11 protein-coding genes are annotated in these 13,815 nt (G+C 45.5%); 3 read left to right on the top strand and 8 right to left on the bottom strand.

Going from position 1 to position 13,815, the window contains the following annotated elements:
- Nucleotides 1–899 precede the first annotated feature (899 nt).
- Nucleotides 900–2,165 (bottom strand): GTP-binding protein, encoded by a 1,266-nt coding sequence (locus MH117_RS02070; RefSeq protein WP_239326877.1) that lies wholly within the window; start codon nucleotides 2,163–2,165, stop codon nucleotides 900–902.
- 138 nt (nucleotides 2,166–2,303) lie between these two features.
- Nucleotides 2,304–3,608 (bottom strand): hemolysin family protein, encoded by a 1,305-nt coding sequence (locus tag MH117_RS02065; RefSeq protein ID WP_239326875.1) that lies wholly within the window; start codon nucleotides 3,606–3,608, stop codon nucleotides 2,304–2,306.
- A 310-nt stretch (nucleotides 3,609–3,918) separates the two neighbouring features.
- On the opposite strand from MH117_RS02065, the gene MH117_RS02060 reads away from it, so the two are divergent.
- Nucleotides 3,919–4,734 (top strand): DUF1836 domain-containing protein, encoded by an 816-nt coding sequence (locus MH117_RS02060; RefSeq protein ID WP_239326873.1) that lies wholly within the window; start codon nucleotides 3,919–3,921, stop codon nucleotides 4,732–4,734.
- A 123-nt stretch (nucleotides 4,735–4,857) separates the two neighbouring features.
- Here MH117_RS02060 and MH117_RS02055 read toward each other — a convergent pair whose 3' ends face one another.
- The 3 genes from MH117_RS02055 to MH117_RS02045 all read right to left on the bottom strand — a co-directional run bounded on the left by MH117_RS02055 (nucleotide 4,858) and on the right by MH117_RS02045 (nucleotide 10,864).
- Nucleotides 4,858–5,028, bottom strand: coding sequence for a hypothetical protein (locus tag MH117_RS02055; RefSeq protein WP_239326872.1), 171 nt, complete (start codon nucleotides 5,026–5,028; stop codon nucleotides 4,858–4,860).
- Between the two features lie 238 nt (nucleotides 5,029–5,266).
- Complete coding sequence (locus tag MH117_RS02050) at nucleotides 5,267–9,484, bottom strand: glycosyl hydrolase family 18 protein (protein WP_481857217.1); 4,218 nt, start codon at nucleotides 9,482–9,484, stop codon at nucleotides 5,267–5,269.
- A 543-nt stretch (nucleotides 9,485–10,027) separates the two neighbouring features.
- Complete coding sequence (locus MH117_RS02045) at nucleotides 10,028–10,864, bottom strand: DUF4097 family beta strand repeat-containing protein (RefSeq protein ID WP_239326870.1); 837 nt, start codon at nucleotides 10,862–10,864, stop codon at nucleotides 10,028–10,030.
- Nucleotides 10,865–11,157: 293 nt separating this feature from the next.
- Here MH117_RS02045 and MH117_RS02040 point away from each other — a divergent pair, with 293 nt between their 5' ends.
- Nucleotides 11,158–11,496 (top strand): L,D-transpeptidase, encoded by a 339-nt coding sequence (locus MH117_RS02040; RefSeq protein ID WP_239326868.1) that lies wholly within the window; start codon nucleotides 11,158–11,160, stop codon nucleotides 11,494–11,496.
- Nucleotides 11,497–11,572: 76 nt separating this feature from the next.
- Here MH117_RS02040 and MH117_RS02035 read toward each other — a convergent pair whose 3' ends face one another.
- The 3 genes from MH117_RS02035 to MH117_RS02025 all read right to left on the bottom strand — a co-directional run bounded on the left by MH117_RS02035 (nucleotide 11,573) and on the right by MH117_RS02025 (nucleotide 13,027).
- Nucleotides 11,573–11,839, bottom strand: a complete 267-nt coding sequence (locus tag MH117_RS02035) for a YqkE family protein (RefSeq protein ID WP_239326866.1) — start codon at nucleotides 11,837–11,839, stop codon at nucleotides 11,573–11,575.
- A gap of 163 nt (nucleotides 11,840–12,002) precedes the next feature.
- On the bottom strand, nucleotides 12,003–12,320 hold the full coding sequence (locus tag MH117_RS02030) for an AzlD domain-containing protein (RefSeq protein WP_239326864.1): 318 nt from the start codon (nucleotides 12,318–12,320) through the stop codon (nucleotides 12,003–12,005).
- Nucleotides 12,317–13,027: an AzlC family ABC transporter permease gene (locus MH117_RS02025; RefSeq protein WP_028544033.1), complete on the bottom strand. Its 711-nt coding sequence runs from the start codon at nucleotides 13,025–13,027 to the stop codon at nucleotides 12,317–12,319. The genes MH117_RS02030 and MH117_RS02025 overlap by 4 nt, the downstream gene beginning before the upstream one ends.
- Nucleotides 13,028–13,178: 151 nt before the next feature.
- Here MH117_RS02025 and MH117_RS02020 point away from each other — a divergent pair, with 151 nt between their 5' ends.
- Entirely contained in the window at nucleotides 13,179–13,757 is a 579-nt protein-coding gene (locus tag MH117_RS02020; RefSeq protein ID WP_239326862.1) for a helix-turn-helix domain-containing protein, read from the top strand.
- The last annotated feature ends 58 nt before the right edge of the window (nucleotides 13,758–13,815 follow it).

Raw genomic sequence — 13,815 nt, 5'->3', positions numbered from 1 at the left:
TAATCCCTGATTACGGTTAAACAAACCCCACAATATATATCATATAGTCATTATATCGGCCCCATTGTTCTCGAAATCGAGATACCTGTTAGGCCTTATCGTCTAGTTTACGTTACCCAACAACGATCCTTCTGTTGCTATCCTATATTCACGTATTTCATTGGATATGTGTAATGGTCGCGAAATGTGCACCTAGCGCGTATTCAGCCTGTGCACTGTCAACAGACAGCTAAATGAACAATGGTTACACGGAGAATGTTGATTACATATTATTGTGTGCAGCATGACCCTCTGGTTAACAACATCTGACCAAGCAAGGTCAACTGTGTCCATGCATAGCGGATACGTGCGGGGAGCATATGCAGTAATAGTGTGCGCTAATATATAGCGGGTACAGTAAAGTTATCAAGCACACAGCGAATGTACGGCAAAATAGGAAGATCATCCGAAATACTGAGGTTACTCCTTACAAACACACATTTCTTTTGGGTGTTATTTCCTTTTTGCAACATGTTATTTACTTTAGCACATAATACTCTTCTTGAACATACGTTAGATTTCAGATTTAACGATAACAATTGTGAATGAATTTGTAGCATTGTACATTTTTAATGTAGGACAAAATAATAAAATAGCGAATCGCTGGCGCTTAATATGATGACGAGACCTGTTATTTTCCACTCTGTCTTTATAATGTATCGTTTATTCACTGCAGCGCTTACACGATCGTTACTGACTAATATGCAAACAGCAATACAAGCTTAAAGATTAGCTTCAGTTTATGGCTGCACAGGCTGTTCAGGTACAAGGCTGGATAGGAAAAAGAGCCCAGACTATGTCGCAGTCAGAGCTCTCATAAGAAGACGTTATTACGACTGAGGTAGGTCTCAAGTCATTCATTACCTACTTACGTCCGTACCGATTTCTTGCATCTCCACTTGTTCTAACGCTTGATCCCAAGATGGCAGCGGATCAGGAAAGGAACTCCAATCCAGCTCTACTTCATCTACACGCAGCACACAGTCTTCTAGTCGCTTGTTCATCACTTCACGATCCAAGTCTATGCCGATACAGACGAGTTCCGTCATCCGATCCCCCCAACGCGGCTCCCAGTTCGCCGCCAGATCCGGCTCCGCATCCAGATAGATCTGCCGTTCATCGTCAGGCAAGGCCGCAATCCAGTAGCCCGCAGGACCAAAGCGGATTGAAGCCCCGGCCTGACTGATGGATGCTGCGATATCATTCCGCGAGGCAATCCATAATGTGCCTTTGGCACGTATGATCGCTTCCGGCCATTCCTCAAAGAGAAGACCTAACCGTTCGGGATGGAATGGGCGACGACTCCGGAATACCATGGATCCAATGCCGTACTCCTCTGTCTCCGGTGTATGCTCTTCACGCTGTAATTCCTGCATCCACCCTGGGGAAATGCTAGCTGCCTCAAAATTAAACAAATGCGTATTAAGGATATCATTTACATCCACTTGGCCTTTAACGGTGCGTATAATCCGCGCCCTTGGCTGCAGCTTGCGCATGAGCTGCTCCAACTGATCGAGCTCCTCCGTTTGAACCATGTCACACTTGTTTAGCAGCAGTACATCACAGAACTCGATCTGATCAATAAGCAGGTCCACTACGTCACGCTCATCTTCATGGCCGACTGCCTGCTGGCGCTCCAGCAGACTGTCACCCGATGAGAAATCATGCCAGAAGCGATAAGCATCTACTACAGTAACCATTGTATCCAACCGGCACTGCTCTGATAAATCAATCTTCAAGTTGTCATCCATGTAGGTGAAGGTTTGGGCGATCGGAATTGGCTCCCCCACTCCAGTCGACTCGATTACAATTGCATCAAATCTACCTTCCTCAGTCAATCTTCTCACTTCTTGAAGCAGATCATCACGAAGTGTACAGCAGATACAGCCATTGGACAGCTCAATCAGCTTTTCTTCTGTACGTGACAAAGCAGAGCCTGACTTAATCAGCTTTGCATCTATATTTACTTCGCTCATATCATTCACAATCACTGCGACACGCATCCCCCCTCGCTGCTTCAGGATATGGTTAAGCACTGTCGTCTTACCAGAACCTAGATAGCCGCATAACACCGTGACAGGAATCGGCTCATAACCGCCTCCCACTTTCCATTCACTATTACTCATACTTATCATCCCTTCTATTTATTCGTAATTATTACGATTAACAACTTAACAGAATTTTATCCATCTCTCAAACAAATGTCAAGCTCAACATAACAAAAAGCCCGCCCCCAGAGGGGACAGGCTCTTTGTTAACTTAAGTTACTCCGTACTATCAGCCGCTCTCTTGAGCTCTACTTTACGGATTCGATGTCTTTCCTTTTCCAAAATCGTAAATTCTACACCCTCTACCGTAATCTTGCTGCCACGCTTTCCATCTGGGAAACGATCATACAACCATCCGGCAATTGTGTCGAAATCAGCGCTTTCAAGATGGGTACCCAACAAATCATTCACTTCTGACAACAGTACTTTTCCATCGACACGATAATGACCTTCTGCCACTCGCTCTACTTCAGCGCGCTCTTCAGCATCAAATTCGTCCCTAATCTCACCAACGATCTCTTCCAATATATCTTCTATCGTAATCATGCCCGATGTTCCCCCGTATTCATCGACGAGAATCGCCATATGCGCACGTTCCAATTGCATCTTGCGCAGCAGCTTCTTGACAGGCATCGCCTCTGATACCGTCATGATCGGCTGAACCAGTTGCTCAACCGGGACGTCTGCAATCATCTTGTAATCAAGGAACATCTGCTTCGTATTGACCATACCAATGACGTTATCTTTATCCTCTTTAATGACTGGATAACGTGTATATTCTTCTTGCTTCATAATGTCCATATTTTCATCGACAGTAAGATCAGCGTCCAGTGCAATCATATCTGTTCGAGGAACCATAATTTCTTTCGCTAACAAGTCATCAAATGCAAATATGCGGCTCACATAACCATACTCCGTATTGTTGATCTTCCCGCTCTCAAAGCTCTCACTTAAGATGATCTGCAGCTCTTCCTCTGAATGGGCTTCTTCGTGCTCGCTAGCAGGTTTCATACCGAACATGCGTGTAATCGCATTGGCAGAGCCATTCAGCATCCAAATAAACGGATACATAACTTTATGGAAAATGATAAGCGGCTTGGCAAAGAGTAGGGTCACTTGCTCTGCTTTCTGAATAGCTGCTGTCTTTGGCGCCAATTCACCAACCACAACGTGCAGAAACGTAATTAGAACAAATGCTACAATAAACGACAATACTTTGTTGATCTGCTCCGGAAAACCAGCAATTTCGAACAACGGATGGAGCAGCTTTTCAACGGTAGGCTCACCCAACCATCCTAAACCAAGTGCTGTAATCGTAATGCCTAGCTGACAGGCGGACAAGTAGCCATCCAGATTGCTAATCACCTTCTTGGCGGCTAATGCATTAGCCTTGCCTTCCAGCACCAGCTGATCGATACGACTTGTTCGTATCTTAACGATGGCAAACTCGGCTGCTACGAAAAATGCAGTCATTGCAATTAATACAGCGATAAGAATAAATTCTAGGGTGGGAACTTCCATTGTTAAATGATTCTCTCCTTTGAGATACCTATTTTTAAGTTCATTTGAACTTATTATATGAACTTATCTACAGAATCACAACGTCTGAATCGGTTCATATTAAGTCATAATTAACCCGTAGCGGTGGTTATTGAATCCCTGAGCGGTCGGTATGCTTTCTATTTCCCTTTGACTTGCGATTAGTCGTCTTTGTATGATGTAAGGGCAGTTCTTAGCAGGTATGACAAGCAAACTTGATTGTACGCTCGCCTAGTGCTACCGTTAATCATATATCGCATACGCTGTGTGTATGCGCGGAAGGAGGCAAGCAATGGAGTCCTTTATGCTAACTCGGAAGCAAATGTCCGCACTGCTTCAATTTTTGTACCGTTCTCACTCAGGAGAATCAGCCGAGTCCGCAGCCAGTGGCAAAAGCCCGCTACTAATCCTCCAAGAAGTGTGGCGCCGATACCAGCAATTCAAAGGCACTGATTCCGCAAGTATGACAATGATGCCGTCCAAGCTTCCTATCATATTAGAGAAATTGATTCGAAGTAACCTTCATACTGAGGGACTATCGCTAAATGAAATCGTGTCACTGGGCAATCAGGTTGAATATACGAGCTTTTCCATTACATCGATACAGAATTGGGTTAAACGGGATATCAAAGAATTGATCTGTTCTCCACGCGTTGGGAAAAAGTATGACTTGCAGCAAGCTGCTATCATCCTGATTGTAGAGGATCTACGGGCAACGCTGAGCTTTGAAGCGATACGGCAGCTCTTGTCCGTATTGTTCGAACAACAGGAGCATGATGGAGATTACCCGATTCGCCCGTTAACTTTTTATCAGATCTACTCTTCTTTATATGAGGAGCTCGATCAAAATAATGATCAGGTGCTGGACGTTCACGGTCATGATCCGCTGCGTCTTCATCATGACGATGTACTGGAACTTATTATCGTCAAGAAAACAGATGAATATATGACAAAGTGTGCCCAAATTCAGGACAAACATCGCATCCTGATTCGAAATGCATTGGTGATCGCAATTACTTCCGTGCAGACGACGTACTTTCAGCACCTAGCTAAGCGCTACTTGCATACGATGATGCTGACTCAGCCTGATCATTTCACCTCGCCTTGACGACAGCACCATTTAAGTCTGAGCCCAGTCAAGGTTTAAACAATACGCTTCAGCAGGACTCGCATCTATGAAATTAAAGGCAGTCGCATTTATGAAATGCGACTGCCTTTTGGTTGTAAACTGTTAACTCAAAGATTGAACGTGGGTTAATTTATCTGGATTCAGCACGATATATTTGCCTTTTATGCAATCTTCTGCAGGCTCAAATGAAACATTGTCTGAGGTCAAAGCGTGTATAAATTGCTCCACGGTATCCGAAGTGTTGCTGTTAGGATCAGTAATAGGAAACTCCATTTCGAAAGCGACGGAAGCATCGTGCCGCTCCTTATCAAGCTGCGCGGTTATAATATGAATAACACGCTTGGCCTCGGCTTACATCAATAACTTGCATTGGGCGTTTCTCATTCCAATCTAGTCTTCCCCTATCACGTAAATTATTGTTCGCCATGAAAACGGTTAGAGATTAGATTTTGAGACAGTTCATGTAACTATCCTATAAAAACAGCCTGGCATAAGCCAGGCTTCATTCTCGCTATTTTTTTCTCCATAATGCCGGAACATTGGCAGGCTCCCAGCCCAGCAAAGAAGTATGGCCTTGTACACATACATATACCACGTTGTTGTATGTTACCTCATCGTTTGTCTTATAAGCAGTGCCCGCTTTCCAGGCTGTAGTACCACTCGCTGTATCGGTTGTCACTTGAATCGTTGCTGCCGGAGACACATTTCCAGCCAGATCTTTTGCTGTTATCGAAAAAGAATATAGCGTATTAGGAGTCAGTCCTGAGATTTGAACAGTTGGTGCAGCTTGATTCACTGTTTGTGCTCCGTAACTCACCAAGTATTCAACAACTCCTACATTATCAGTGGACGGTGTCCAGCTTAATGTTACACTAGTAGCCGACTTGGCGGTAACTTGCACGTTGCTTGGTACCGTTGGAGGAATGTGGTCATCACCGTTCTCCACAAGTGTTTTCACCTGAATTTCAAGACTTGGGGAAGATATATTCCCTGCCAGATCCCTTGCTCTAACGTTAAATGAATAGGTAGTATCTGCGGCTAATCCTATCGCTTGATAAGTTGTTCCTGTAACCGTGGCTGTCTTTACGCCGCCCTGATATACATCATAAGCAATAACACCTACGTTATCCGTCGAGGCACTCCAGGCCAGTTTGACGCTATTTGAGGTAACCCCGTTTGCCTGAAGATTAGCTGGTACGGATGGCGGTTGTGTATCAGGCCCCGTCTGATAGCTGTCGAGATAAGTCCGATGCTTGGAGGAAAACTCAAAGTTATTGAATTTGTCCCAGTTAATCGACCATGTCATCAAGCCCCTAATCCCCGCGTAGCCTGCCGGATTAGCCAGCTTATAACGCCCATTAAAGGATTGGCCCTTCATTAAGTAATTCAATCCTTTCTGTACTTCCGCTACGCTCGTATAGCCCCCGCCTGCGTTAACGTTCGCCGGAAGTCCGATTACAACTTGATCCTGACGCAGCGCCGGGAACACCAAATTGGGGTTGTTTGCAACTGTAAATCCGCTTAATACCATGTCAGCCATTGCAACATGGAAGTCCGCATCCCCCATATTGTAGTAAGTGCCGTCCAAAGCTGTGATTGGACCTGAATTATAGTGCTGTACTTGAAGCCAATCCAATATGTCACGTAATCCATAAATTACAGGCAAGTATGCTCCTGCTCGGCTATCGATACCATTTCCGTTGCCACCATAGAAACTGTGCCCGACCTGAACAAAGAAGGTCTCAGGTGCCATCGTCACCATAAAGGAATCCCCAAAGTGGTTGTGCAAGCTTCGAACAGCCGAAATTAGATTCGTAATAACAGGTGTCGTCGGACTGCGAAAATCTTTATCCCCCACGTTCAAGTATAAAGAATGACCTTCAAAGTCGATATCCAAACCATCGAAGCCGTACGAAGATATAATGTTTGTCATTGAATTTACAAAGTTATTTTTAGCTTGTTCCGATACGAGCTGCACCTGGCCATTGGCTCCACCAATGGAGATCATCACTTTTTTACCTTGTGTTTGCAAATACTTCACGTCTGCTTTGAAATCCGCTTCTGTGTAGTTGTAAGGTGTAAAGCCTATCGTCCCTCCGGATGGACCACTCACCGGCTCCGCAAAGGATATATTAATCACATCAAAGTTGGGCGAGACATCGCGTAGACGGATAAATCCGGAGCCGTTATCAAAGTTGTGCCAATAGCCGACAATCACTTTTTTGTCGGCTGGCAGCGCAGCAGTAGTTGGCTGGGCTAGTGCTGACTGGCTTGAGAGGGACAGAAAAGCGGGCGATAAGCCCGCTCCTCCGATTATTGTTGCTCCTGCTGATTCTGTCCGTTCAGTAGGCACAATGAGTGCTGGCGTCGAGCTGCATGGACCGATTAGTTTCCACACACCCCAGTCTCCACCTTGATCCGGACGTTCACCTTTCGTCCACCATTTTGCTTCATACACATTGCCGTTGTAAGTTACGCGATTGCCCCCCGTGTATACCGCAGCTGCATCCCACGCAGACGCACATACACCACCACTGTTTGCGTTGGTAGTCACTTGTATCGTAGCTGCTGGGGAGACGTTGCCCGCCGCATCCTTCGCCACAATTGTAAACGTATAAGCTGTATTTGCGCTTAATCCTGTTATGGCCGCGCTTGTTCCAGCAGCAGTCACTGTAGTCGGGCCATATGTGACCGTGTACCCTGTCACGCCTACATTGTCTGTCGATGCCGTCCAGCTCAAATTCACGCTATTTGACGTCTTTGATACGACGGTGACATTAGTTGGCGCTGTTGGCGGTGTCACGTCCGGCACACTTCCACTGTCGGTAGTCACTTGTATCGTAGCTGCTGGAGAGACGTTGCCTGCCGCATCCTTCGCTGCAATTGCAAATGTATAAGCTGTATTTGCGCTTAATCCTGCTATGGCTGCGCTTGTTCCAGCAGCAGTCACTGTAGTCGGGCCATATGTGACCGTATAGCCCGTTACCCCTACATTGTCTGTCGATGCCGTCCAGCTCAAATTCACGCTATTTGACGTCTTTGATACGACTGTGACGTTAGTTGGCGCCGTTGGCGGTGTCACGTCTGGCACACTTCCACTGTCGGTAGTCACTTGTATCGTGGCTGCTTGGGAGACGTTGCCCGCCGCATCCTTCGCTGCAATTGCAAATGTATAAGCTGTATTTGCGCTTAAACCTGTTATGGCTGCGCTTGTTCCAGCAGCAGTCACAGTAGTCGGGCCATATGTGACCGTATAGCCCGTTACCCCTACATTGTCTGTCGATGCCGTCCAGCTCAAATTCACGCTGTTTGACGTCTTGGATACGACAGTGACATTAGTTGGCGTCGTTGGCGGTATCACGTCCGGTGGTGTAACTCCTCCACTTAAGTCATTTATCAATTTATTTTGCAGCGTCTTATTCCGATCGCCGCTTAAATCCCAGATCATTGCTCCCCCAAGGCCCTTCGTCTTCAGGAAGCTAACTTTGTAACCAAATGACTCCACATCATCGTACGAAATATAGGTTTTATTTGATTTGTTGTACAGATAGGGAACTTTGGAAGCATCATTCCAATAACGCACATACCCATTTTTATTGATATAGTTCGCCTCAAGATCGTAGAAATCAAACGACCCCTTCTCCCATGTGCCTACCTGAGCGGCTCCCGTACATTGCTGATATTGGCCGTTAGCTGCATCTGTACATCCGCTCATCCCACGTCCATAAAGAGGCATGCCCAGCACAATCTTGCTCGCAGGGACACCTGCATTCAAGTGCCCTTGAACGCCTTGCTCTACGTTAAAAGTTTGCGCATTAGGCAGACCCGCTGCAGTTGCAAGCGGATCATAATAAAGAGGCGCGTTATGCCCGCTCATCTTCTGCCATCCACCATTGAAGTCATAAGTCATAATGTTAATCCAGTCTACGACGTTGGCAATCTGCCCAAGCTCAGTATTGCTTGCATAGGTTGGGCTTGCACCTGAAGCAATCGTGAGCAGATACTGTTTACCATCGACTGTACCCGCGGCGTCCAGCTTCTCACGAATTGCCTGTAAGAGCAGGGTATAATTATGTTTATCTTCAGGCCGAGCGCTGTTGCCGATCAAGCCTCCCCCAACAGGGTATTCCCAGTCCAGATCCACCCCGTCAAAGTTGTAAGTGCGTATGAAGTTAACAGCAGAATTAGCAAACACTTCTCGTGTCGCAGCGGTTGCCGCTACATCAGAGAAACGGTTCGACCACGACCACCCGCCTACAGAAATGATCGTCTTCAAGTTCGGATTGGCCTGCTTGAGCAGCTTTAATTGTTTAATATTTCCACGTATAGGTTCATCCCATTTATCTCCGGGAAAGCTCTTCTGCACGTCAATCCACGGATCACCCAAAACAATCGTTCCATTAGGTACGTTAATATTGCCGTTAGCATCTTGGCAAGCCCAAGTTTGTGTATTCGGACTTGTCGGATCTGGATTGCCGTGACGTCCATTCCAGCAAATGTCCGCAAAGGCATAGTTAATATGCGTGACTTTAGTGGTATCAATAGAACTCACTTGATAATTCCGGCCATACGCTCCCCATGAAGGATAGTAACCGATAACCTTGTACGATGAAGCAGCCGCAGCCACCGTCTGTGCAGGGACAAATGAAACTACCAATACGGATAACATCATGGCAAATGCGAGTAGAGTAACGGCAGATTTACGAATCAAAGCCGTTCGAGCAAACATCATTAAATTCCTCCTTTGTAGTTGTAATGCACGCTGTCGTCCCTCTTGGAACAACTGCAAATAGTGTAGAGTTAGTCAAAATCACCTCCAATTTTGAGTGGGCGGCAAAAGCAGCCTGCCGCTTATATGCAGCAGCCTGCTTACTCAGACGAACCTATTAACTGAGATCGTCTGGCAAACGGGCTGATCAGCATCAGATGTGAGAAGCACAAAAAAGAATAAATGGGACAAGTGGTTGTAAGCGATTACAAAGATACTTAGTAGAAGTCGCATTTTTAACAGGAGTGTCAACACATTAATGTATTTATTGAGGGATTTGGCTTACTTGCGAGAAGAAGCTGAGTTACGGTTTACACCTTCATTTTCAATGAATATCGGTCTCAGCGAAAGGGATAACATTATATAAAAAGGGGTAACTTTATCCAGTTCCGGTTTTTTATCGACATGTCAAAAAACCTTTCTTGCATGCACCAAGACGATGCCTTGCAGAAAGGTTATTAGATGACAGACTATCCGTGACAGGAAGGTTATAGAATGATTTATTTATTGCTTGAGGTCAAATTGTCCAGACGTTGTCTTTACGTAGAATAAAGCTGCATCTGCTTGTGCGTTGTTCAGTATACCTTCAACTTGTCGCTTTTCTTTGTTCGTAATGGTAAATGGAACGTCTATTTTCATATTGTCCCACTTGGTATCAGCTTTCAATCTCGCCTTGGCGTCTTTTGGCACAGTTATTGTAACGTTACCAGAACTCGTCTCCGCTGACAACGGTTTATCTAGCTTTGCTAAAGTGATCATGACGTTGCCTGATGTGGCTTTGATGGCTGCATCGGCGGCTAACTTATTTACTTCGATATTACCGGAACTCGACTCAGCCTCGAATTTATTCCCTTCAAACTGGTCAATCTTGATGTTACCTGAGGATACATGCGTACTTAAATGATCGGTTTCCAACCGCTGCAAGTCAATGTTGCCCGAAGAAGCCTGAACTGACAATTGCTTGTAGCGACGACTTGGCAGCTCGATATCCAGCGTAAGATCATTAGCTGTAACTAGCATGCTGTTTGAACGTTTCAACTGGATATTCAGATTAGACCCTTCGGCATCCACACGAAGCAGCTTCTCCATTTCTTTCTCGTCTCCACTTAATTTCCCAGTTAGGTGCACCTTTGCTTCCTCTACATTCGCAGCTGTAACCTTTATATTGGCACTAAACGCTTGGATAGACACAGCGCTAACATTTGTGACACTGGCATTCATTTGCACATCAACAGTAGTGCTGTTTAACATCGTGATGCCATCACAGGAGGACAAACTAAGCACGATAACAACAAACAAAATGAAATGACCTATTTTCTTAACAGCACTGGTCAATTTCATCCCCCTCTCCCATGTAATTTCCTTCATTTCAAGGATCAAGCATAAGACGACTGCCTTACATCTCGCCCCTTCAACCTGATCTGACAATTAGTAATGACTTATTACCTATACTATATGTCTAGACAAAATACATTTTAATTCCATATTTGGGCATTAATTTAATTTATAAGCAAAAAAAGAAACCCTATGAGTACGCATTGGGGTTAATACCGTAATAACCCAAATGGTGAACAGGATCTGCCTAAACCGAGACACTAGAACTTACATACACTGCTGTTAAAGGAGTGACCTGTATGCCGAACTACCGCATTATTATCGACTTATCCGATCGAAGTTTATATTTGCTGGACAATAACATTGTTGTCCGCAGTTTTCCCGTAGGAATTGGCAGGATGGTGACAGCAACACCAGAAGGCGATTATGTCATTATTAATAAGCAGCCGAATCCAGGCGGACCTTTTGGCGCATTTTGGATGGGGTTATCCAAGCCTCATTACGGCATCCATGGTACAAATGATCCTTCTTCCATCGGACACATGGTGTCTCACGGGTGTATCCGTATGTACAACCCCGACGTACTACTGTTGGCGAGTATCGTTCCTGTTGGGACCCGAGTTACCATTCGCCCCTGATAAACGGAAGGGGCCGCCAGTAAGCACTGAACGCTTACCCAGGCAACCCCCTTATTCGTCACGGCGTGCAGCAAACTTACTTATGCTTGCGCCAGTCCATGCTGCTGTTATTCAGCAAATATTCAAAGTTGTTATCTAACTGCTTCTGCTCTGCTTTGCGGGCTTCTTCAAGCCGCTTCCGCTCGTCTTCCTTCTGCTTCACTTCTGTTGCCTTCAGTTCTTCAGACTGCGCCTTTAACTTGTTTAACACCTCGGGACTGAGCAAGTCTTTAAGTGTGGCCGGCTTCTCTTCCGAAACAGGTTTAGCATACGGTGCTGGACGCTTACTCTTAGCCTTTGCCATTATGAAGTTCACCTCAATTCATATCTACTTATTATACCAGTATATACACGGCAATCGGAAGGTGCAGATTCTTTGCTTATTCTTAAATAAAATAAAAAACCTTGGCAGCTCACGCTGACCAAGGTTATCTTTATTTAAAGGAAGATAGTCTGTGATTAGATGACTAAAACATGCGCAGTAATGCGATAAGCAGTACGCCTGTCACCATCGCCCAAAGCGGGCTCTTCGCAAGCCATGAAGTAATTGCGGCTACAATTACGGCGATGTAAAATGCCCATTCAATCTTGCCATCCACTGTTGGATGATAAAAGACAGAAGGAGCAACCAACGCGGCAAATACACCAATCGGTACATAACGGAAGCCTCTTTCGATGTCAGGCGACATCTTGATATAGCGGCTAAGCGCAAAACCTGGGTATCGGGTCAAATATGTAGCAGCAGCCGCTACGCAAATGACAACTAATAGAGTCGAGGATATCACTTCGATTTCACCCCTACTACAAACGCGGCAACGGCTCCGGCAAATACAGCGCCGGATGTTCCTACCCATTGGTAAGCAACCACTGAAGCAATAACCGCTAACGCCGCAGCCAAGTAGTGGCTGCGCTGTTTTAACAGTGCAATGAGCAGACCAAGGAAGGCGGCAGTGAATGCAAAGTCAAGACCATATCGAGTCGGGTCTTGAATCAGACCACCCAGCTGATACCCTGCAACCGAACTTAATATCCATGACAGAAATACAATAATTCCTGCTCCAGCAAAGTAACTTACGCTAAGCTTGCTCTCCTGCGCTTGAATCGTTCCTACACTGTAGCTCTCGTCCGTAATGATATGTGACATCCATAAGAGGTGCCCTCGGCGGCAATCATCTAGATCCCGGCCTAACGACAAGCCATAAATAACATAACGGGCATTAATAAGAAACGTGCTGATGGCAATCGCCCATAATGTAGCATCCTGCTGAAGCAAAGACAAAATGGTAAATTGTCCTGCCCCGGAAAACACAAACATAGACATTGCAACCGTTTCCCACAATGTGAAATGATTAGCATTGTTTGCAAGCGCTCCAAATGCCAGCCCATACGTAAACACGCTAAGAGCAAGCGGAAACACATCAAAAGACGCCTTCACAAACCCTTTTCGCGAGGGGACATCTTTTGTTATTCTAGATGATACATAGCCTGCCATCCGTGACTTCTCCCTTGATATGCTATAATAACTGCCAAGATATAATATAGCATACTTAAAGGAACGGTCAACCCATTTTATTGACTAAATATAATCATTTTTTCAGATGCCTGTTTATTATTAATCATATCGTCATTTAATGGAGGTAATTATGGAAAAAGACCTTATTTCAGATCGAATTGGCAAGCGGCTCCGCCATTATCGACAACAGCTAAACATGACACTCGATGATCTAGCTGAACTTACCGGAGTGAGTAAGCCAATGCTGGGACAAATCGAACGCGGCACCTCCAATCCGACGGTAGCTACACTTTGGAAGATTGCATCTGGACTACAGGTTCCATTAACGGCATTTATTCTTGAGAATCCTTCATTGAAGGTCGTGCGGGCAGATGATCAGCCTCAGTTTCGGGAAGACAACAAGCGCTTTGAAGCTCATAATACCTATGCGGCGCCTGGCATCTCAATGGAGACGTTTCGTGCGCGCTTACTGCCTGGGTGCGCTTACGTTTCTGAACCGCATGGACTTGGTGTCATTGAGTCCATAACGGTGTTTTCAGGTACGCTCACACTCGAAATTGGGCCAGAGACCAGTACGTTAGAAAAGGGAGATGCAATCTCCTTCTCGGCAGACACGGGGCACGTGTATCAAAATAATACCAACGATGTGTGCGAAATATCGGTAGCTATACTGTATTCGAACGTCACGACTACAAAGACGTCCATCTAGCCCTTGTCTCTGCTCGACGGTTTGCACCCCAGTTTACACAACGAGCCCTTGGATGATC

The sequence above is a fragment of the Paenibacillus sp. ACRRX genome (genome assembly GCF_022346885.1).
Classification (GTDB): Bacteria; Bacillota; Bacilli; order Paenibacillales; family Paenibacillaceae; genus Paenibacillus_B.
The sequence above is the reverse complement of the archived record's forward strand: the minus strand, read 5'-3'. Positions and strand labels throughout refer to the sequence as shown.